This is a genomic window from Palleronia marisminoris, from assembly GCF_900172315.1.
GTDB classification, from domain to species: domain Bacteria; phylum Pseudomonadota; class Alphaproteobacteria; order Rhodobacterales; family Rhodobacteraceae; genus Palleronia; species Palleronia marisminoris.
The window spans coordinates 1-20,222 of sequence record NZ_FWFV01000001.1; the positions used below are offsets into that span (position 1 = coordinate 1).

The window sequence follows — 20,222 nt, forward strand, 5'->3', positions numbered from 1 at the left end:
TTCTTGTACCAGACCCGCAAGCTATCCGGGGAGCAGCCAAGCTTCCGGGCAATGTCGCGCACCGCCGCCGTCAAAGTGCTGTAGCCATCGAGATGGTCCGCAACCATCTGCACAGCCCGCTCGCGGAACTCGGCCGGGTACGGGCTCGTCGTGTTCTTCTTGTCCATAGAGCAATCCTTCGAGAGTCTTGCTCTCCCGGCAACCCGGGGCGGTTCAATCCGAATCTGGCAGAGCGCTCGCCTAAATGCTCCGCCGTCAGGACGGATTCCGGCTCTTCCTCGACGATGGCTGGGTCGACATGGACACATGGACTCCAACCTCGTCAAACGCCATCCGCAGCCCAGAGATGAATCGCCGCAACCCGCTGTTCATCGTTTACGATGACATGGGCGCTTCGCCAGCCTGATCGGCACCTGCAAGATGAACGGTGTCGAGCCCTATGCCTACCTGCGCGACCTCCTCACCAAGCTCGCCAACGGCCATCTCGACAGGGACATCGATGACTTTATGCCGTGGACCTACGCGGCCGCCGCCTAACCCTCACAACAAGCTCATCCGGGAGTCACCACTGCGCTTATTTTAACTCTCTCATCTCGTCCGGGCGAAATCCTTGTTCGCGAAGCACGTCCATATCTTCGGGCATGAGATCGGCGGCCTGGCCACGTTGTGCCAGTAGCCTCAGGGCGCAGGCTTCTGCACGATCCGTCATCCAGCGCCTGCGCCATTCGGCAGGCGAGACGGCGGAACTTTCGTCCCACCGCTCGCCCACGATGCGCTGCAGTTCTTCTGCGACGACGGCTTCCAAGTAGGCGCGAACGTCGTCTTTCGTGATGGTTTGCGTCTTCATGCCCTCATACATCCGCTCGGGGCATTCGAGACAAGAGCGGCGACGCGCCGGGCTGTGGACAACTCCCGCGTCCGCAGACTGACCTGCAATGTTCCTGTGGATTGAAGCGCTGATCTAGCCGGACACCGCCTACGCCAGACGTAAACCGCCCCGCGGCGGCTGACATGAGTGACCTGTCCCATCGTCGTCTCCTCATCGGAGCCGAAAGACGATCGAGAACCTGCTTGTGACACAGGGATGTCACACACCCTTGTGTCGCACTGCGAATCCGGTTCCTTGATGCGCCAAGGCTATCGTTTCACATCAATGCCTTACGAGAAACCTGGCTGGGGTGGTAGGATTTGAACACACGTTGTAAATGCGCGACCGTGGAAACGATCATCCAAGCGGCATCCCGCATCGGACGAGGCGAAAAAACTTCGGCTGATGGGTAGCGCTTCGGGTAGCAGAATTGGTAACGCAAGCACTGTCTACAGCCGACCAGATGCCCGTTTGACAGTATAAATCATTCAAATTAATATATTAATTTGTTGCTGCTCAACGAAAATGATGGCGGAGAGACAGGGATTCGAACCCTGGGAGGACTTGCATCCTCAACGGTTTTCGAGACCGCCCCGTTCGACCACTCCGGCACCTCTCCGCGGTCTGGCGGGGGTCTAACCATCTGCGCCATGGGGCGCAAGGGGACGTTGCACAGATTTTGAGGCCTTGGTCACCGCCCGTGGCATGATATGTGAGCGGACCATCCCGCTCGCTCGAAAGGCTCGCAATGTCCCGCATCCCCGCCGCCATCCTCGTCGCAGCCTGGCTGGGCACCTCCGTCTCGCTTGCCGCGGAGGACACTGACCGCCTGTTCGATGCGTTGCGCCTGGACGACGTGGTCGACGTGATGCGCGAGGAGGGAATTGCGGCCGGGGACGACCTGGAAGCCGACCTGTTCCCTGGCAGCGGCGGGCTGCTCTGGGACGAGGCGGTTCGGGACATCTACGACCGCTCCGAGATGCTCGAAGCCGTGCGCGCCCGGTTCGACGACGCGGTCCAGGCGGGTTCGATACCGGTTCTGGTGGAGTTCTTCGAATCCGAGACCGGGCAGCGCCTGGTCGAACTCGAGATCGCGGCACGCCGGGCAATGATCGACGAAGCGGTGGAAGCGGCGACCGAAGAGTCGGCACGGGATGCGCCCCAGGCACGACGCGATCTTATCGACGCGTTCATCGCCGCCAATGACCTCGTCGAGCAGAACGTGACGGGGGCGTTGAACTCGAACTACGCCTTCTATCGCGGGCTGCTGGACGAGGAAGCTCCGGTCGGTCCGCTGAGCGAGGATCAGGTGATCGCCGACGTCTATGCTTCCGAGCCGCAGGTGCGCGCCGATACCGAGGCGTGGCTCGACGGCTATCTGACGCTCGCCTACGCTCCGGTCGATGACGAGGCGCTGTCCCGGTATCTCGAGATAAGCGAAAGTCGAGCGGGGCAGGACCTGAACACCGCCATCTTCGCGGCCTTCGATGAACTCTACGATGGAATCTCTTACGAACTCGGGCGGGCGGCGGCGCGGTTCATGCGCGGGCAGGACTTGTAGCCGCGCCGGGCCTTGACAGGCGGGCGCCACATCGACATACACCGCGCACCCGGGCGGAGCCATCCGCTGCGGGTTCATTGCAATACGCCCCGAACGGGGCGCGCTGTCCGAGGCGGGGTCACACCCCAAAACACGTCGACCGCCACGCGCGGAGATGGGCCACAGGATGCGGGACAAGAAGGAAGAGCCCATGTTTGCGGTCCTCAAGACCGGCGGCAAGCAGTATCGCGTCCAGTCGGGCGACGTTCTGCGTGTCGAGAAACTCGCTGCCGATGCAGGCGAGAAAATCCAGTTCAACGATATCCTCATGGTCGGCTCCACGATCGGCACCCCCCTCGTCGACGGCGCGGGCGTGCAGGCCGAAGTGATCGAGCAGATCAAGGGCGAGAAGGTCATCCACTTCGTCAAGCGTCGCCGTAAGCACGGCTCGAAGCGCACGAAGGGCCACCGCCAGCACCTGACCCTGCTGCGCATCACCGACATCCTCGAATCCGGCGCGGCCGATTCGGGTGTGAAGGAAGCCATCGGCGCCGGCATCGCCGGGTGGACCGGCGTGCAGGCGGACAAGGGCGACTACGCCAAGAACCGCTCCGGCAAGGCCGAGATGAAGAAGCGCGTCGCCTCGGGCGAAGCGAAGGAGAAGGTCGCCGCCAAGACCGACGCCGCCGAAGGTGGCGCGACGTCGAAGCCCGGCAACCTGCTGACCGAGCCGCGTGGCGGCGAGGCCGACAAGCTGACCGAACTGAACGGTGTCGGACCGGCGATGCAGACGAAGATGAACGACGCGGGCGTCTATCACTTCGACCAGATCGCGGCTTGGAACGAGGCCGAAATCGAATATATGGCAGATCAACTCGGCGCCGGCGGCAAGCTGGCAGGTTGGGTCGACGAAGCCAAGAGCAAGTAAGAGGGAGACCGACTTATGGCACACAAAAAGGCAGGCGGTTCCAGCCGCAACGGTCGCGACTCCGCCGGACGCCGTCTTGGCGTCAAGAAATTCGGTGGCGAAGCCGTCATCCCGGGCAACATCCTGATCCGTCAGCGCGGCACGAAGTGGTGGCCGGGCGAGGGTGTGGGCCTTGGCCGCGATCACACGATCTTCGCGACGACCGGCGGCAAGGTGACGTTCCACAAGGGCCTGAAGGGCCGGACCTTCGTTTCGGTTCTGCCCGAGGCCGAAGCCGCCGAATAAGGCGCGCTTCATGCACTCTTCGAAGGGGGATCGGCGATCGCCGGTCCCCTTTTGCGTTCGAGGACCCCGATGCGGGACATTGCCTATCTGACGACAGCGCGGCTGGTGCTGCGGCCGCTCTACCACGACGACGCCGAGGCGATCGTCGCAGGCGTCGGCAACTACGACGTCGCCAAATGGCTGGCGGTGGTTCCGTTCCCCTACGATCACGGCGACGCCGAGGCATTTCTTACTTCGAGCGCGGCCGAGCCCCGGCGGGCTTGGGCGATCTGCGATGCGGATGGACTGTGCGGCGTGATCTCTGCGCAGGACGAACTTGGTTACTGGCTGGCACGGCCAGTCTGGGGACGGGGCTACGGCCGTGAAGCGGCCGAAGCGGCGCGCGACGCGGCCTTCGCCGATCCGACGCGCAAACAGCTCTCGGTCAGCCACATGGTCGGAAACCACAGGTCTGAACGGCTGATCCGCAGCCTGGGCTTTCGCCCCGTCGGCACGACCCGCCGAAGATTCCGTGCGCTGGGGCAGGACGCAGACACAGCACTATACGAGATGACGCGGGCCGACTGGCGCCGCTTGAGACGAACCGAGCAACAGGGTAGGGCGACGACATGAAATTCTTGGATCTCGCCAAAGTCTATATCCGCTCCGGGTCCGGGGGTGGCGGTGCCATCGCGTTCCGGCGCGAGAAGTTCATGGAATACGGCGGCCCCGATGGCGGCGATGGCGGCAGGGGCGGCGACGTTGTGATCGAGGCCGTCGAGGGGCTGAACACCCTGATCGACTTCCGCTACCAGCAGCACTTCTTTGCCCAGAACGGCCAGCACGGCATGGGCAGCCAGCGCACCGGGGCATCGGGCGACGACATCGTGCTTCGCGTCCCCGTCGGCACCGAAATCCTCGACGAGGACGAAGAGACGGTGATCGCCGACCTGGCCGAGCTGGGCCAGCGCGTCCTGCTGGCCGAGGGCGGCAATGGCGGCTGGGGCAACCTGCGCTTCAAGTCCTCGACCAACCAGGCGCCCCGCCGCGCCAATCCGGGCCAGCCGGGCGTCGAGCGGACGATCTGGCTGCGGCTCAAGCTGATCGCCGATGCCGGCCTTCTGGGCCTGCCGAACGCCGGAAAGTCCACGTTCCTCGCCGCGACATCGAACGCGCGACCGAAGATCGCCGACTATCCGTTCACGACGCTCCATCCCAATCTCGGCGTTGTAGGCGTCGACGGGGCCGAGTTTCTCATCGCCGACATTCCCGGCCTCATCGAGGGGGCGCATGAGGGCAAGGGGATCGGCGACCGGTTCCTCGGGCATGTCGAGCGCTGTGCCGTCCTGCTGCACCTCGTTGACGGTACGTCCGGGGATCCGGTGCGGGACTGGCAGACGGTGATCGGAGAGCTAGAAGCTTATGGCGGCGCCCTGGCAGAGAAGCCGCGGGTGACCGTGCTGAACAAGATCGATGCGCTCGACCAGGAGGAACGCGCCTTCCTGAAGGAAACGCTCGAAGAAGCCGCGGGCCCGGTCATGCTGATGTCGGGCGTCAGCGGCGAGGGCGTGACAGAGGTGCTGCGCGCACTGCGCGCCCAGATTTCGGACGAGCGCGTGCGCCAGAAGATCACAAAGGACACTGATACATGGCAACCCTGACCCCTTTCACCGCGCGGCGCATCGTCGTCAAGATCGGCTCGGCGCTCCTGGTGGACCGCGAGACCGGCAACTTGCGCAGAGCCTGGCTGGAAAGCGTCTGCGCGGACGTCGCGGCGTTGCGCAAGGCGGGGATCGAAGTGGTGCTGGTTTCATCCGGATCCGTCGCGCTTGGTCGCGGGCGCCTGAAGCTGCCCGCCGGTGTTCTGCCGGTCGAGCAGGCTCAGGCCGCGGCGGCGGCGGGTCAGATCAGCCTTGCCCGCGCATATGACGAAGCGCTGTCGCCCTATGGCCTCAGCGCCGCGCAGATCCTGCTGACGCTCGAGAATACGGTCGACCGCCGGCGCTACCTCAACGCCCGCTCGACTCTCTCGACCCTGCTGTCGCTCGGCGCGGTCCCGATCGTAAACGAGAACGATACCGTCGCCACGGACGAAATCCGGTTCGGCGACAACGACCGCCTCGCCGCGCAGATCGCCGTGACCGTGGGCGCCGACCAGCTGATCCTTCTGTCGGATGTCGACGGCCTCTACACCGCCAATCCGCACAGCGATCCGACCGCACGACACCTGCCAGAGATCGCGGACATCACGAGCGAGATCGACGCGATGGCAGGCGACCCGGTTTCGGGCCTGTCCAAGGGCGGGATGCGCACGAAGGTCCTGGCCGCGCGGACCGCGACGGCGTCGGGCTGTGCGCTGTGCATCACCAATGGCGGCGTGGACAATCCGCTTGCCGCTCTGCGGGACGGAGCGCGCGCGTCGTGGTTCCTGCCGCGCCTCGATCCCAAGACGGCGCGCAAGGCCTGGATCCTGGCGATGAAGCCGCAGGGCGTGCTCGAAATCGACGAGGGCGCCGCCAACGCGCTGGCCCACGGCCGCTCGCTTCTTCCCGCAGGCGTGGCGAAGGTGATGGGTCGGTTCGGCCGCGGCGATGCGGTGTCGATCACCGGGCCGAAGGGGCGTATCCTCGGGATGGGGCTGACTCGCTACACCTCGGACGAGACGCGGTTGATCGCCGGTCGGCGCAGCGAAGAGATCCCCGAGATCCTCGGATATCCCGGCCGCGCGTCCCTGATCCACCGGGACGACATGGCACTTTGACCCCATCGACCCTATGTGATTGCCGAACCGAGACCTGGAGGGCTCTATGAAGGACGACACGAACATCGCCGCGACGATGGCCGAGATCGGCCGCCGCGCCCGCGCCGCCGCAAGCGAACTCGCGATCGCGAAACCCGAAGCGAAGCGTGCTGCGCTCGAAGCCGCGGCCGAAGCGCTGGTCGCCCGCACCGACGAGTTGCTGGCCGCGAATGCCAAGGACATGGACTTCGCGCGCGAGAAGGGCGTGACGCCTGCCATGCTGGACCGGCTGGAGCTGGATGCCGGCCGGATCACCGCGATCGCGGACTCGCTGCGCGCCGTCGCGGCACAGGACGACCCCATCGGCGAGGTCATCGAGACCTGGGAACAGCCCAACGGCCTCAAGTTCGAGCAGGTCCGCACACCCCTCGGCGTGGTGGGCGTCATCTATGAAAGCCGCCCCAACGTGACGGCCGACGCTGGCGCCCTTTGCCTGAAGTCGGGCAATGCCGTGATCCTGCGCGGCGGCTCCGAGAGCTTCCATTCTTCCGGCGTCATCCATTCCTGCCTCGTCGAGGGGCTGGCGAAGGCGGGTCTGCCCGAGCACTCGGTCCAGCGCGTGCCGACCCGCGACCGCGCCGCCGTGACCGAGATGCTGCAGATGACCGACACGATCGACGTGATCGTGCCGCGTGGCGGCAAGGGGCTCGTCGGCCTCGTCCAGCGCGAGGCGCGTGTGCCGGTCTTTGCCCACCTCGAGGGCATCGTGCACATCTACATCGACAAGGACGCCGACCCCGAGGTCGCGCTGAAGATCGTGCTGAACGCCAAGACCCGGCGCACCGGCATCTGCGGCGCGGCCGAATGCCTGCTGATCCACGAGGATGTCGCCGACACGATCGGGCAAGGCCTGATCCGCGCGCTGATCGAGAAGGGCGTGGAGGTCCGCGTCGGCGGCAAGCTCGCCGGCATCGAAGGCACCGTCGCTGCAGCCGAGGACGATTGGGGCCGCGAGTATCTCGACATGATCATCGCCGCTCGTACCGTGCCCGATATCGACGGAGCAATCGGACATATCCGCCAATACGGCTCGAACCACACCGATTGCATCATCACCGCAGACGACGCGACGGCCGAGCGATTCCTGAACGAGGTCGACAGCGCCATCGTCATGGTCAACGCCTCGACCCAGTTTGCCGACGGGGGCGAGTTCGGTATGGGTGCCGAGATTGGCATCGCGACGGGCCGGCTCCATGCCAGGGGGCCCGTCGGGTCGCGTCAGCTGACCTCGTTCAAGTACAAGGTGCGGGGCAAAGGCACGATCCGTACCTAGGCGGTGATCCTCAGCTGCCCCTCGGCCACGTTCAGGTCGATGCGCCGTCCGAGCTCGGCCGCGGCAACGCGGGCGAGCGGGAAGTGCAGCTCGGACGGGGCGGGCAGCTCGGCGGTGTCGTCGATCAACTGCTGCAGCAACTCGGGCGCATCGCGCATCCGCTCGGCCGCGATCTCGAGCGTGATTCGCGGGCCCATCTCGACGCGCACCGTGCCGCCGAAGGGGATCAGAGTCTCGGCACAGAGAACCAGCAGAACGCCCAGCTTCGCCTCGACCCGATCGAGATCGGAAGCGGGCGCCCAGTCGATCTTCATCCGGCCGGCCGAGAGCGTGTCGACCACGCTGCCAAGCTCTCCCCAGCCGATCTTCTGACCGGGCGCCGCCATTCCGAACGCGATGCGGAACAGCCGGATCCGGGCATTCGCGGCGGCGGCACTGTCCGACAGCAGCGCGATCTCGGCGCTACCGGCCGATCCCATCATCTCGACCAGTTCGACGCCGTTGCAGATCGCCCCGAGAGGGCTGATCAGGTCGTGGCAGATCCGCGACCCGAGCAAGGCATTCATTTCAGCAGGAACCATTGTCATAATACCTTATCCGCAGGAAGGAGTTCGCCCATGTCGGACATGAATGCACTGCTCGAACCGGGCATGATCGTGCGCCACCCCGACCGTCCTGACTGGGGCGACGGACAGGTGCAATCCAATATCGGCGGCAAGATCACGGTCATGTTTCGCGACGCGGGGAAGGTGGTCATCGATGGCTCCCGAGTCGAACTCGTTCCAATTTTCTAATACCGCGGAACCTGTGCGCGAAGCTTTAACAATTGGTTAAGCGCACCGCACGAAGGGGACAATATCGCCTTTCCCCGGCGTGTTGCCCATCCTTTCGCGACAGCCTATGAGCGGACGGCGAGCCGTGCCGGGATCCGTTTCGTTGATGACAGAACCCATATTCGACCTGCGCTTCGCGGAAAGCGAGGCCGACATCGAGGCCGCGCAAGCGCTGCGGTATCGCGTCTTCGTTGCCGAACTGGGCGGCGGCGGAAGCGGCGTGGATCACACGGCGTGCCTCGAACGCGATACCTTCGACCCCGTGTGCCGTCACCTGATCCTGCGCGACCTTGCCCGACCCGAGGGGGACCGCGTGATAGGCGTCTACCGATTGATGACCGAGTCCGGCGCTGCCAAGGCAGGGCGGTTCTATTCCGAGGCCGAGTACGACCTGGCCCCGCTGCGTCGCTCGGGGCGGCGGCTGCTGGAACTGGGGCGCTCCTGCCTGCATCCCGACTATCGCGGCGGGGCGGCCATGTATCACATATGGGCCGGTCTGGCGGATTACGTGACGGCCGAGGGGATCGACGTCCTTTTCGGGGTCGCCTCGTTCCACGGAACAGATCCCGACGCTCTTGCCGCGCCGCTGTCGATCCTCGGGCATCGCCATCTGGCACCGCCCGCGCTGCGCGTGACCGCCCGCCCGCCCGAGGCGGTGCCGCTGGTCCGCCTCGCCGAAGGCGAATACGACCGCGCCGCGGCGATGAAGCAGGTTCCGGCGCTCATCAAGGCGTATCTGCGGCTCGGAGGGTGCGTCGGGCAGGGCGCCTGGATCGACCGGCAGTTCAACACGACCGACGTCTGCATGGTCATGGACACGGCACAGTTGAACGACCGCGCCCGCGCGATCTATACCCGGCCCCGCCCGTGACGTGGCACTCGGACGTGCCGCCCGAGGCACCCCGTATCGGCCCCGGCGGCTACGCCCTTGCGGTGGCGCGCGGCGTGCCGCTGGCGTTGTGGGTCGCCGGGATGCTCGGGCTGCACATGCTGGTGCGACTGGTCGAACGGCCGCTCGCGGGCGTCAATCGACCCGTTAGCCCCTGGATCACCGTTGTGGTCTGCCGCGGCGCGCTTCGGCTCATGGGGCTGCCGCTGCGGGTTCGCGGACCACGGATGGAAGGGCAGGGTGCGATGGTGGCGAACCATTCGACCTGGCTCGACATCTTCGTCCTGAACGCGATCGAGCCGCTCTACTTCGTCTCGAAGGCCGAGGTGGCGGAGTGGCCGGGGATCGGCCTGTTGGCGAAAGTCACCGGCACGGTCTTCATCCGTCGCGACCGGCGTGAGGCGGCCGCGCAGCAGCGGGTCTTCGAAGAGCGGCTGACAGCGCGACACCGGCTGATGTTCTTCCCCGAGGGGACGTCGACGGACAATCTCCGGGTCGAGCCCTTCAAGACCACCCTGTTCAACGCGTTCCATTCAGGCGCGCTGGCCGACGACATGGAAGTTCAGCCGATCACCGTCGCCTACCACCCGCCAAAGGGCGCCGAGCCGCGCTACTACGGCTGGTGGGGCGACATGGAATTCGGGGTGAACCTCGTGAAGATCCTTGCCACGCGGCGACACGGATCCGTCGAGGTGATCCGCCACGCGCCGATCCGCGTGGCGGACACGCCGGATCGCAAATCCCTCGCCCGGGCGGCCGAGGCTGCCGTGCGCGGGGGCTTCGAGGCGGCGAAACCGGCCCTAGCGAAGGGCGGCGCGTAGAGCAGTCAGACGCTCGACCGGGTCCGGCGCGAGCCAGAGCTCCTCGCCGAAGGCCACGAAGTCGGTGGACGTCTTCAGCCGGGCCAGCTCGGCCTCGGCCAGACCGCCCTCGGCGACGACCGGCACCTCGATCATCTCGGACCACCACTGGAACAGCTCGTCCTCGGCACGCTCGTCCCCCAGATCGGGGCCGCCAACCGGGCCGAACGAGACGTAGTCGGCCCCCATTTCGCCTGCCGTCATCCCGTCATGGCGGGACGCGCCGCAGAAGGCGCCGACGATCGCTTCCGCGCCCAGATCGGCGCGCGCCTTCTTCACCTGCCGCGACCCGTCCGAGAGGTGCACCCCGTCGAGCCCGGCGCGGTCGGCGAGCTTCCAGTGATCGGCGATGACCAGCGCCACGTCGCGCTCTTCCGTCACGGCGCGGAAGGCGTCGCAGGCGCGCAGCAGCGTGTCCTCGTCGCGGGTCGCGAGATCCAGGCGCACGCAGGCCACCGGGTGCGCGTCGAGCAGCCGGGCAAGCGCCTCGGGAAGCGCGTCGTCCATCTGTGGCGGGGTCACGAGGTAGATCTGGGGCAGGTCGTCTTCGGCCATGTCGCGCTCCGTCGAGGGTCTGGCGCGCGTCTTAGCGGGCAGAACGGCCTTTGACCATGCCCCGGGGCGGGACTAAAGGAGCGGGCATGACGTCTCAGCCCTCTATCATCCTCGTGCGCCCGCAACTGGGCGAGAATATCGGCGCCGCCGCGCGCGCCATGTTGAATTTCGGCCTGACCGACATGCGCCTCGTCGCACCGCGGGACGGCTGGCCCAACCCCAAGGCCACCGCCATGGCCTCGGGCGCAACGCGGGTGCTGGACGGCGCGCGGGTGGCCGACGACATCGCGGGCGCGGCGGAAGGTTGCGACTACCTGTTCGCGACGACGGCCAGGCCCCGCGACCTCGAGAAACCCGTCCACGATCCCGAAGGCGCCATGCGCGCGGCGCGCGAGATGATCGCCCAGGGCCGCCGCGTCGGCATCCTGTTCGGCGGTGAACGCGCCGGCCTCGCCAATGAGGACGTGGCGCGCGCGCAGGCCATCGTGACGGTGCCGGTAAACCCTGAGTTCGCCTCGCTGAACCTGGCCCAATGTGTGCTGCTGATGTCCTACGAATGGCGCCGTGGCGCGGTCGAACCGCTGGAGGCCGAGGCACCCGACGTCGCCCCTGTCGAGGACATCGAGCGGTTCGCACGGCATTGGGAGCAGCGGCTCGAGGACTCCGGCTTCTTCCATCCGCCCGAAAAGGCCGGGCACATGAAACTGACCTTTCGCAACTTCTGGTCCCGGATGCCTTTGACGCGCAACGATGTGCAGCTCATGCACGGGGCGCTGCGGCAACTCGTCCGGCGACGGGACGGCTGACTTCACTTTGACGGCGGGGCGGCATAGCGTCCGCGCGGCACGACGACAGGAGCTTTCATGGCCCAGAAACGTTCGATCTTCGAGGATGTCGGCAGCGAAGACTCCACCCGCGCGACGCCAAGGGGCGGCATGATCGACGCCCGCCCCCGCGGTGCGCGAAAGGCGGTGCGGGCGTGGCTCTGGGTGCTGTTCGCTCTGGTCGTGGCGATGATCTTCGTCGGGGGACTGACGCGTTTGACCGACTCTGGGCTGTCGATCACCGAATGGGCCCCCGTGACGGGCGCGATTCCCCCCCTGAACGAGGCCGACTGGCAGGCCGAGTTCGAAGCCTACCAGCAGATCCCCGAATTCCAGTTGCAGAACAATCAGATGACGCTAAGCGAGTTCAAGTCGATCTACTGGTGGGAGTGGGGCCACCGGCAGCTTGGCCGCGTGGTCGGCCTCGTCTGGGCCCTGGGTTTCGTCGGCTTCCTCGTCACGCGGAAGATTCCGCCGGGCTGGACCGGCCGCCTGATCCTTCTGGGCGCCCTGGGCGGTCTGCAAGGGGCGATCGGCTGGTGGATGGTCGCATCGGGGCTGGGCGGAGACCGCCTCGACGTCGCCTCCTACCGGCTGGCGACGCATCTGGGGCTGGCCTTCGTGATCCTCGGCCTGATCGCGTGGTATGCGTCGAACCTCTCGCGGAGCGAGGCCGAGCTGATCCAGGCCCGCCGCGCCCGCGAGCCAGTGCTGACACGCTTTGCCAGCTGGCTGCTGGCGCTGACCTTCCTGCAGATCATCCTCGGCGCGCTGGTCGCGGGGATCGACGCAGGCCGCAACTACATCGACTGGCCGCTGATGGCAGGCGGCTTCTTCCCGCCCGACGCCTTCGGGATCGAACCCGTGTGGCGCAACTTCTTCGAGAACGACGCGACGGTGCAGTTCATGCACCGGATGACAGGCTATCTGCTGTTCGTGGTGGGCCTCGTGTTCTTCCTGCGCGCGCGCAAATCGTCGCTGCGCAAGACCCGCGCGACGTGGCACGCGGTGATCGCGATGCTGGTGCTGCAGATCATCCTCGGGATCGTCACGGTGATGCACTCCTCGCCGTGGTACCTGGCGATCCTGCACCAGCTTGGCGCCGTGGCGCTGTGGGTCTTCATCATCCGCGCGCGTCACCAGAACGCCTATCCCGCCCAGCAATCCGTGAGGACCGCATGAGTGCCTATGACGATCTGATGGCCTTCCAGCGCGAGACCGAGGCCCTGTCGCAGGTTGCGGGACGGCTCGGCTGGGACCAGGAGACGGTCATGCCCCGGGGTGCTGCCGAGCAGCGCGGGGAAGAGATGGGGGTGCTCGAAGGCATCCTCCACGCCCGCCGCATCGACCCGCGGATCGGCGACTGGCTGGCGGCCGCCGAGCCGACCGACCCCGTGGCCGAGGCCAACCTGCGCCACATCCGCCGCAGCTTCGAGCGGACGGCCCGCGTTCCCGCGCGGCTGGCGAGCGCGCTGGCGCGGACGACCTCGGTCGCGCAAGGCAAGTGGGCTGCGGCGCGGGCGGCGGACGATTTTGCCGCCTTCGCACCCGTGCTGGCCGAGATCGTCGCGCTCAAACGCGAAGAAGCCGCGGCGCTGGCCAATGGCGGTGCCCCCTACGACGCGCTTCTCGACGATTACGAACCGGGCGCGACGGCCGACACCCTGTCGGCCATGTTCGGCGCCCTGCGCCCGCGCCTGATCGCGCTGCGCGACGCCTGCCTCGGCGCCGACCGCCAGCCCACGCGGCTTGACGGCACGTTCCCGCCCGACGCGCAGCTCATGCTGTCAGAGAAGCTCGCCGCTGCCTTCGGCTATGACTTCAACCGCGGGCGGATCGACCGGGCGGTGCATCCGTTCAGCTCGGGCAGCGGCATGGATGTGCGGATCACCACCCGCACCGATCCCACCGACCCGTTCAACTGCCTCTATTCCACGATCCACGAGGTCGGCCACGCGACCTACGAGCAGAATATCGATGACGCTTACCTCTTCACGCCGCTGGGGCAGGGCGTGTCCATGGGAGTGCATGAAAGCCAGTCGCGTCTCTACGAGAACCAGCTCGGCCGCTCGCGCGCCTTCACCGGCTGGCTGCACGGCCAGATGACCGACACCTTCGGCGATCCGGGGATGGACCCGGACGCGTTCTTCGGCACCGTGAACCGGCTTCACAAGGGCTATATCCGCACAGAGGCGGACGAGGTGCAGTACAACCTCCACGTCCTTCTGCGCTTCGACCTCGAGCGGCAGCTGATCGGCGGCACGCTCGATCCCGCCGATCTGGACGAGGCGTGGAACGACCGGTTCAAGGCCGATTTCGGCTATCGCCCCAGCCGCGCCTCCGAGGGCTGCCTGCAGGACGTGCACTGGTCCGTCGGGCTCTTCGGTTACTTCCCGACCTACAGCTTGGGCAACGTCTATGCCGGCTGCCTTTACGCTGCCCTGCGGCGCGATCTGCCCGACCTCGACGCAGCGCTCGCCGCCGGCGATCCGCGTCCGGCGACGGATTGGCTGCGCGACCGGGTGCAGGTGCATGGCGGGCTCTACCGGCCGCGCGACCTGATCGAACGCGCGACCGGCGAAGCGCCGAGCGAGGCGCCGCTGCTGGAGTATCTCGAGGCCAAGTTCGGCGCGATCTACGGGCTTTAGGCCGGGCGCAGGTCGGTCCAGATCATCCGGCTGGACGGCAGTGCCGGGAGGGTGCCCATCTCGAGATCCAGGTCCTGCCGCGGGCGCTTGTAGTCGATCCGCGTGGTCCAGTCCGTGAAGGCGCGCATCAGCGCGATGGTGATCCATTCGCCGGGGCAGCGGTGGCCGCTCGCATGATCGCCGCCGCCTTGGGGGATCAGATCGTAGGGGCCGACCTCGCGGTTCTGGAAGCGGCTGGGGCGGAACATGAAGGGGTCATCCCAGACGCGCGCGTCCCGGTTGGTCCCGTAGATGTCGAGAACCACGCGGGTGCCGGCCGCGACGGGATCGCCCTCGATCTCGATGTCGCGGACCGTGCGGGCGGCGAGCATCGGGAAGAACGGTGCGGTGCGCCGCACCTCCTGAACCAGGGTGTCGGGCGCGTCCTCGGCCGCGGCGCGGGCGCGCTCATGCGTGGCCAGCGCGTGGGCGGTGAAGGTCAGGAACGCCGAGACGGCGACGACAGGCCGGATCACGTTCAGCAGCTCGACCGCCCCGACCTCGCGGCTCAGGGGCACGCCATCGACGGTGCGGTAATTCGCTATCTCGTCCAGCGCCGAGCCGCGGGTCGGGCGGAGATTTCCGGTGCGCGCGCTCGCAATCAGATCACCGGCCCAGGCGTTGGCCTTCCGCCGCGCGGTAACGCCCCTCATGAAGGACATGTGGATGGGTGCCGCATGCTCGAACAGGTCCGAGAGCATCCCGGCATGGGTTTCGGGGTGACTGCCCGGCACGCCCGCCCATTTGCAGGCGACGCGGGTCAGGATGCGGGCCATCTCGTCCTGGACGACGATTCGACCGGGGCGGGAGTCGGCCAGCCGAGCGAGCTCGTCACGGAAGGCATCGGCCAGTTGGTCCGGCACATCCCGCGTCATCAGCCGCAGATGCAGCGCCTTCCGGCGGTGATGTTCGTCGCCGTCGAGGCTCTGCACGCCGCCACGGCCGAACAGCGTCTGCTTGACGAACCACGGCGCCGCGCCCTGACGCATCAGTTCGTCGCTGTAGAAGAGTCGTGCTTTCTCGTGTCCGGTCAGGAACACCGTGTCGCCCAGCATAAGCTTGCCACGAAAAGCGTCGGCTCCAAGGCGGTCGGCAATGCGCGAGACGGCGCGGTAGGGATCGCGTGCGATGAAGCGGGTCAGATCGCCCTGGGGCGCATGGAATAGGGGCATGGGATCCTCTTGTCAGTCTGCCTCCGACATAATGCGGCGCGCGGCGACGTCCGCTCGTCAGCCAGCGAAAGCGGACCGAAATCCGCGGGAGGTCATCACGTGTTTGAGGGCGGGCGCGCGGTCTGTCATCAGCCCGTCCACCCCCAGGTCCAGCAGCGCGTGCATGTGATCGGGCTCGTCCACCGTCCACACATGCACCGCCGCCCCGCGCTCATGCGCCGCGCCGAGGAACCGCGGAGTGACGACGGGGATGCCGCGCCAGGTCATCGGAACCTGCAGGCAGGGCGCTGCATGCCCTCCGACCGGAAGGCTCCAACCGCTCGCCCAGATGCGGGCGACTCCGGCCATGGCCGGCGACCAGCAGAGCCGATCCCCGAACCTGTCCCGCAGCAGCCGGGTGCGCTTGGCGTCGAACGAGGCCGCACAGACCCGGTCGAGCGCGCCTGCGATGGCGTCGCCCATCGGCTGCACGACGTCGTCGGTCTTGGCGTCGATGTTCAGCCTCAGCTCCGGGTGATCGGACAGGACCGCGTCGAGCCGCGCGATCCGTCCGCCGCCGATCAGCCGCCGGTCGCGCAGCTCGGCCCAGTCGTGGTCGGCGATCCGCCCCGGCTCGCCCAACAGGCGGTCGGTCCCGGTGTCATGGAACAGTACGGCGACACCATCGCGCGTCGCCTGCACGTCCGTCTCGACATACCGGAACCCGAGCGAGACGGCGGCGTCGATCGCCTCGGCCGAGTTCTCGGCGACCCCGTCGGCATGGCCGCGATGCGCGAAGGCGATGGGGTCGGGCGCGTGCAGAAAAGGGTGGCGCGCCCCGGCGGTCACAGGGGCCGGATGCGCAGCCGCGTGATGCGATTGTCGACGCGCTGCATGACTTCGAACCGGAAGCCGTGGAAGCTGAAGACCTGCCCCTGGGTGGGGATCGTCTGCGCCTCGTGGATCACCAGGCCGGCGATCGTGATCGCCTCTTCGTCGGGAAGTTGCCAATCGGCGGCGCGGTTCAGGTCGCGGATGGTCATGCCGCCATCCACGATCCAGTCGCCCGAGTCGGTGCGGCGATAGGGTGCCTCTTCGTCGAGGTCGAACTCGTCGGTGATCTCGCCCACGATCTCTTCGAGGATGTCCTCGAGCGTGATCAGGCCCTGCAGCACGCCGTACTCGTCCACCACCAGTGCGAAATGCGTGTGACGGCGCAGGAATTCGCGCATCTGGTCGTCGAGGGTCGTGACCTCGGGGACGAAATACGGGGGCATCGCCACGTCGGCGATGTCGAAATCGGCAAGCTCTTCACCCGCCGCGGCTGCGGTGCGGCGGGCGTAGATCGCGCGGAGCAGGTCCTTGGCGTGGATCACGCCTATGATGTTCTCGTGGCTGTCGCGATAGACGGGCAGGCGGGTATGCGGGCTGTCGAGGCATTCGCCCAGCAACTGGGCCGGCGGGTCATCCGCGTTCAGCATCTGGATCTTCGAGCGGTGGAGCATGATCTCTTCCACCGTCCGCTCGGCCAGGTCCAGCGCGCCGAGGATTCGGTCGCGGTCCTCCTTCTCGACCACGCCCTCGGAGTGACCGAGGTTCAGCGCGCCCTCGATCTCTTCGCGGATGGCGAGGATCTGGCTGTCCGGATCGGCCTGCACCCCGAAGAGACGCAGGATCACGCGGACGAGGGCACGGACCGAGCTCACGACCGGCGCGAACAGCCGAACGACGATCGCGATCGGCGCCGATACGCCCGCAGCCGCGGTTTCGGCGTTGGTGATGGCGTAGGTCTTGGGCAGGACTTCGGCGAAGATCAGCACCAGCAGCGTCATGATGAGCGTGGCGAAGGCGACGCCCGACTCGCCGAGCATGCGGGTGAACAGCGCCGTGGCGAGCGACGTGGCCAGGATGTTGACCAGGTTGTTGCCCAGCAGGACCGAGCCGATGAGCCGCTCGTTATCCTCGGTGATGTGCAGCGCCCGCTCCGCGCCTTTGTTGCCCTTGTCGGCGAGGTTGCGCAGCTTGCCGCGCGATGCCGCCGTCAGGGCCGTTTCCGAGCCCGAGAAGAAGGCCGAGCACAGCAGGAGAAACAGGATGGCGCCGACCGAGATCCAGAAGGCGCCGTCGAAGATGCTAGATGAGGGTTCCATGTGTGTTCGTTATGGGGCGCGGGGGGGTGACTGACAAGATCAGCCCTTTGCCAAAGGGTGATGATCCAGCACCAACTCGCGCAGCCGCTGATCGAGGACATGAGTGTAGATCTCGGTGGTGGCGACGTCGGCATGCCCCAGAAGCGCCTGGATCGCCATCAGGTCGGCACCGCCTGCCAGAAGATGCGTCGCGAAAGCATGGCGCAACGTGTGCGGCGTGATCTCGTCAGGCGCAAGACCGGCCTCGAGCGCGATTTCCTTGATGAGCTGGAAGAACCGGTGCCGTGTCAGGTGGCCTGCCTTCCCGCGCGAGGGGAAGAGGAAGCGCGACGGCGCACGAGGGTCCTCGGCCGCGTCGCGTGTCGTCAGCCAGTCAGAAAGCGCCTCTCGTGCGCCGTCGGTCAGGGGCACCATGCGCTCTTTCCCGCCCTTGCCGCTGATCAGCAGCATCCTCGGATCACCTCGCGCCGCCGAGACGGGAAGCGAGACCAGCTCGGTCACGCGCATGCCCGTGGCATAGAGCAGTTCGAGCAGGCAGGTGTTGCGCCGCCGGTCGCACTCGGCCCGTCCGGTGCGTCCGGCGGCGTCGATCAGGCGATCCACGTCCTCGACCTCGATCGTCTTGGGAAGGCGGCGTTCGCGTCCGGGGCCCTTGATGCGGATGGCGGGATTGTCCTCGCGCCAGCCTTCCTCGTAGGCGAAGCGGAAGAAGCCCTTGATCGCGGACAGCCGACGGGCACGGGTCGAGACGGCAAATCCCTGCGCCTCGCAATGGATCAGGTATGCCTCGATCCGGTCCCGTGTGACCGAGGCCGCGCTCTCGGCCGCGATCCAGGTGGAGAAATCGCTCAGATCCCGCGCATAGGCGAGGCGGGTATTCTCGGCCGCGCCCATCTCGGCCACGCGGGCCTCGATGAAGGTGGCGATCTGGCGCGCGAGGCTCATGGAGCGGTATCCGTCAGCAAAAGATCGATGGCGGCCCGCAAGGCCGTGTCGCCCCGACCCGTCCCGTTCAGCGTCGCAAGCCCGTCGGACAGCGCGTCGAGGTTGCCGGCCCAGCCGTCCTGCATCTGCGCCGCGCCGAGCAGCAGCGCCTCGCCGATCCGGCCCGTGTCGATCATCGCCCGCGCTTCGTCGGGGGGCTGGTTGGACAGTCCGGCCGATATCGCGTCGATCACCGGGTCCGTGCCGCCGGACTGCGGCACGTCGCCATTCAGGAGCGCGGCGAGGGCCGGGTCGGCCGGCGGGGGCGCCTCGATCCCGGCCAATGCCGACAGGCGCCGGGCGATGTCCTGCGCCTCGCCGGGCAGCGTGAACCCGTCGAGTTCGGGCGCCACGCGTTGCGCGAGCGCGTTCAGAAGGCCCGCCGTCCGCATCCGGTCCCAGGCGGGGACGAGCGCGGTCGCGACCTGGTCCTCGTCGCCCGCCAGGAGCGCTGCGTCCAGGCGCTGCACGGCCGCGACCCGGTCCCATGGGTCACCCGAGGCGGCTGGCGCGCGTTCGGAGTAGACGGTCCACAGACGCGTCGCATCCGCCGCCCCTGATCGTGCAAGCCGCTCGGCCGCCTCGACCCGGGCCTTCCAGCCGATATGTTGGCGCAGGTCCGCATGGGCGAAGGGCAGGGGCAGGACCGGCGTGCGCAGGGGCTCTCCGACCGCCTCGTATAGAACGAAGTCCAGCATGCTGGGCTCTGCCGGTGGCGGCAGCTTGGCGGTCTCGGCGAGATCGTCGAGGAACCGCGTCAGGCGCTCGGTCTCGGCACTGTCGATGACGCCGAGGGCGCGCGCGCTTTCGAGCGTGACGACGGCAGCGGGCCAGTCGCCCGACCGCGCGAGGCAGAAGATGCGCGCGGGGTAGGTCGGCGTGATCTCGGGCAGGGCCCGCATCCGCCCGCAGGCGGTGTTCTCGTCGCCGGTCAGGATCGTCATGTCGAACCAGCGCCGGAAGATCTCGGGCTCGTGCATCCCCGCGCGTTCCATCAGCGTGCGCGCCGTGTCGAGCCGGCCGAGCGCCATCAGCGCATCGAGCCGGGCGAGGAAGAACGCCTGCCCCTTCCGGCTTCCCTTGGGGGGCGGGGCCGAGACGCGCAGCATGTCGTGCAGCATCTCTTGCATCGGCGCGCTCCGCGGCGGCTCGATCGCCTCGAGCTTGCGGACGAGGTCGTCGATGTTCGAGCTCTGCCACAGCCCCTCGGGCAGGCCGACCTCGGCCGGGGGCACCACGCCCACGTGGTCGGGCACCGTCCGGTCGAGTGGCAGGACGGTGATCGGCTCGGGCATAGCGGATGCCGCGACCGGCGGATCGCTGCGCCCCGGGGCCGCGACCGCGACCTCTTGCGCCTTGGCGATCTGCCAGCCGGGCAAGGCCGGTGTATCCTGCGCCTCGGCGCTTGAGGCTATCGCGGCCCCGAAGGCGAAAAGGGTCGCCGGGCTAGCGCGCATTCAGGTCGACGGGCTCGCTCGTGTCGCGGCTCTGGGGGGCCAGATCGCCCAGGTAGGCGAAACCCACCAACGCGATGAACCCGATGACCGCCAGAATGACGACGAATTTCAGCAGCTTGAGCATTGCCCGTCCTTTTTGCCCCTCGTCTCCCGGCGCTC

At 67.3% G+C, this 20,222-nt stretch carries 23 protein-coding genes, 1 tRNA gene and 1 pseudogene; 14 read left to right on the top strand and 11 right to left on the bottom strand.

Annotated elements, in window-relative coordinates; genetic code table 11:
- Positions 1–244: 244 nt before the first annotated feature.
- Positions 245–537, top strand: a pseudogene (locus tag PAM7066_RS00005) (transposase domain-containing protein); the annotation flags it as partial.
- A gap of 37 nt (positions 538–574) precedes the next feature.
- Here PAM7066_RS00005 and PAM7066_RS00010 read toward each other — a convergent pair.
- The 3 genes from PAM7066_RS00010 to PAM7066_RS00015 all read right to left on the bottom strand — a co-directional run bounded on the left by PAM7066_RS00010 (position 575) and on the right by PAM7066_RS00015 (position 1,487).
- Entirely contained in the window at positions 575–847 is a 273-nt protein-coding gene (locus PAM7066_RS00010; protein ID WP_139214915.1) for a hypothetical protein, read from the bottom strand.
- On the bottom strand, positions 844–1,029 hold the full coding sequence (locus tag PAM7066_RS19590; protein ID WP_370738071.1) for a DUF6538 domain-containing protein: 186 nt from the start codon (positions 1,027–1,029) through the stop codon (positions 844–846). Before PAM7066_RS19590 ends, PAM7066_RS00010 begins: the two co-directional genes overlap by 4 nt.
- A 368-nt stretch (positions 1,030–1,397) precedes the next feature.
- Positions 1,398–1,487: transfer RNA gene (locus PAM7066_RS00015), tRNA-Ser, on the bottom strand.
- Between the two features lie 129 nt (positions 1,488–1,616).
- On the opposite strand from PAM7066_RS00015, the gene PAM7066_RS00020 reads away from it, so the two are divergent.
- The 7 genes from PAM7066_RS00020 to PAM7066_RS00050 all read left to right on the top strand — a co-directional run bounded on the left by PAM7066_RS00020 (position 1,617) and on the right by PAM7066_RS00050 (position 7,673).
- Entirely contained in the window at positions 1,617–2,429 is an 813-nt protein-coding gene (locus PAM7066_RS00020; protein WP_085852081.1) for a DUF2059 domain-containing protein, read from the top strand.
- Between the two features lie 190 nt (positions 2,430–2,619).
- Complete coding sequence (rplU, locus tag PAM7066_RS00025; protein ID WP_085852084.1) at positions 2,620–3,336, top strand: 50S ribosomal protein L21; 717 nt, start codon at positions 2,620–2,622, stop codon at positions 3,334–3,336.
- Positions 3,337–3,351: 15 nt separating this feature from the next.
- A complete protein-coding gene (gene rpmA, locus PAM7066_RS00030; protein WP_085852086.1) occupies positions 3,352–3,621 on the top strand; it encodes a 50S ribosomal protein L27 in 270 nt (89 codons plus the stop codon).
- A gap of 69 nt (positions 3,622–3,690) precedes the next feature.
- Complete coding sequence (locus PAM7066_RS00035) at positions 3,691–4,233, top strand: GNAT family N-acetyltransferase (protein ID WP_085852087.1); 543 nt, start codon at positions 3,691–3,693, stop codon at positions 4,231–4,233.
- Positions 4,230–5,261, top strand: coding sequence for a GTPase ObgE (gene obgE, locus PAM7066_RS00040; protein ID WP_085852088.1), 1,032 nt, complete (start codon positions 4,230–4,232; stop codon positions 5,259–5,261). Before PAM7066_RS00035 ends, obgE begins: the two co-directional genes overlap by 4 nt.
- Positions 5,249–6,361, top strand: a complete 1,113-nt coding sequence (proB, locus tag PAM7066_RS00045) for a glutamate 5-kinase (RefSeq protein ID WP_085852089.1) — start codon at positions 5,249–5,251, stop codon at positions 6,359–6,361. The genes obgE and proB overlap by 13 nt, the downstream gene beginning before the upstream one ends.
- A gap of 46 nt (positions 6,362–6,407) precedes the next feature.
- The gene (locus PAM7066_RS00050; protein WP_085852090.1) at positions 6,408–7,673 is read left to right on the top strand and encodes a glutamate-5-semialdehyde dehydrogenase; all 1,266 of its coding nucleotides are present in this window, start codon (positions 6,408–6,410) and stop codon (positions 7,671–7,673) included.
- On the opposite strand, the gene PAM7066_RS00055 is transcribed toward PAM7066_RS00050, so the two are convergent.
- A complete protein-coding gene (locus PAM7066_RS00055) occupies positions 7,670–8,239 on the bottom strand; it encodes a histidine phosphotransferase family protein (RefSeq protein ID WP_175484524.1) in 570 nt (189 codons plus the stop codon). The genes PAM7066_RS00050 and PAM7066_RS00055 overlap by 4 nt on opposite strands.
- A gap of 51 nt (positions 8,240–8,290) precedes the next feature.
- Between PAM7066_RS00055 and PAM7066_RS00060 the strand changes: the two genes are divergently transcribed.
- The 3 genes from PAM7066_RS00060 (at position 8,291) to olsA (ending at position 10,216) form a co-directional block, all read left to right on the top strand.
- Positions 8,291–8,467, top strand: coding sequence for a DUF3553 domain-containing protein (locus PAM7066_RS00060; protein WP_085852092.1), 177 nt, complete (start codon positions 8,291–8,293; stop codon positions 8,465–8,467).
- A gap of 145 nt (positions 8,468–8,612) precedes the next feature.
- The gene (gene olsB / locus PAM7066_RS00065; protein WP_090928564.1) at positions 8,613–9,377 is read left to right on the top strand and encodes an L-ornithine N(alpha)-acyltransferase; all 765 of its coding nucleotides are present in this window, start codon (positions 8,613–8,615) and stop codon (positions 9,375–9,377) included.
- On the top strand, positions 9,374–10,216 hold the full coding sequence (gene olsA, locus PAM7066_RS00070; RefSeq protein WP_090928568.1) for a lyso-ornithine lipid O-acyltransferase: 843 nt from the start codon (positions 9,374–9,376) through the stop codon (positions 10,214–10,216). The genes olsB and olsA overlap by 4 nt, the downstream gene beginning before the upstream one ends.
- Here the strand turns inward: olsA and PAM7066_RS00075 are convergent.
- Complete coding sequence (locus tag PAM7066_RS00075) at positions 10,196–10,810, bottom strand: thiamine phosphate synthase (RefSeq protein WP_085852094.1); 615 nt, start codon at positions 10,808–10,810, stop codon at positions 10,196–10,198. The two genes, olsA and PAM7066_RS00075, sit on opposite strands and share 21 nt — an antisense overlap.
- 86 nt (positions 10,811–10,896) lie before the next feature.
- Here PAM7066_RS00075 and PAM7066_RS00080 point away from each other — a divergent pair, with 86 nt between their 5' ends.
- From PAM7066_RS00080 to PAM7066_RS00090, 3 genes are read left to right on the top strand one after another with little or no spacing between them, the layout of a single operon-like run.
- Entirely contained in the window at positions 10,897–11,616 is a 720-nt protein-coding gene (locus tag PAM7066_RS00080; protein ID WP_085852095.1) for an RNA methyltransferase, read from the top strand.
- Positions 11,617–11,673: 57 nt separating this feature from the next.
- Entirely contained in the window at positions 11,674–12,816 is a 1,143-nt protein-coding gene (ctaA, locus tag PAM7066_RS00085) for a heme A synthase (RefSeq protein WP_085852096.1), read from the top strand.
- The gene (locus PAM7066_RS00090) at positions 12,813–14,282 is read left to right on the top strand and encodes a carboxypeptidase M32 (protein ID WP_085852097.1); all 1,470 of its coding nucleotides are present in this window, start codon (positions 12,813–12,815) and stop codon (positions 14,280–14,282) included. The genes ctaA and PAM7066_RS00090 overlap by 4 nt, the downstream gene beginning before the upstream one ends.
- Here the strand turns inward: PAM7066_RS00090 and PAM7066_RS00095 are convergent.
- The 6 genes from PAM7066_RS00095 to PAM7066_RS19490 form a co-directional block, all read right to left on the bottom strand.
- Positions 14,279–15,493: a cytochrome P450 gene (locus tag PAM7066_RS00095; protein WP_085852098.1), complete on the bottom strand. Its 1,215-nt coding sequence runs from the start codon at positions 15,491–15,493 to the stop codon at positions 14,279–14,281. The genes PAM7066_RS00090 and PAM7066_RS00095 overlap by 4 nt on opposite strands.
- 57 nt (positions 15,494–15,550) lie before the next feature.
- Positions 15,551–16,321 carry a glycerophosphodiester phosphodiesterase family protein gene (locus PAM7066_RS00100; protein WP_217639899.1) on the bottom strand — a complete coding sequence of 257 codons (771 nt, stop codon included), beginning with the start codon at positions 16,319–16,321 and terminating at the stop codon, positions 15,551–15,553.
- A complete protein-coding gene (locus PAM7066_RS00105) occupies positions 16,318–17,622 on the bottom strand; it encodes an HlyC/CorC family transporter (protein ID WP_085852099.1) in 1,305 nt (434 codons plus the stop codon). Before PAM7066_RS00105 ends, PAM7066_RS00100 begins: the two co-directional genes overlap by 4 nt.
- A 39-nt stretch (positions 17,623–17,661) precedes the next feature.
- Entirely contained in the window at positions 17,662–18,567 is a 906-nt protein-coding gene (locus PAM7066_RS00110; protein ID WP_085852100.1) for a site-specific tyrosine recombinase XerD, read from the bottom strand.
- Positions 18,564–19,985, bottom strand: coding sequence for a hypothetical protein (locus PAM7066_RS00115; RefSeq protein WP_139214916.1), 1,422 nt, complete (start codon positions 19,983–19,985; stop codon positions 18,564–18,566). Before PAM7066_RS00115 ends, PAM7066_RS00110 begins: the two co-directional genes overlap by 4 nt.
- A 67-nt stretch (positions 19,986–20,052) precedes the next feature.
- Positions 20,053–20,187, bottom strand: coding sequence for a hypothetical protein (locus PAM7066_RS19490; protein WP_090928571.1), 135 nt, complete (start codon positions 20,185–20,187; stop codon positions 20,053–20,055).
- Between the last annotated feature and the right edge of the window lie 35 nt (positions 20,188–20,222).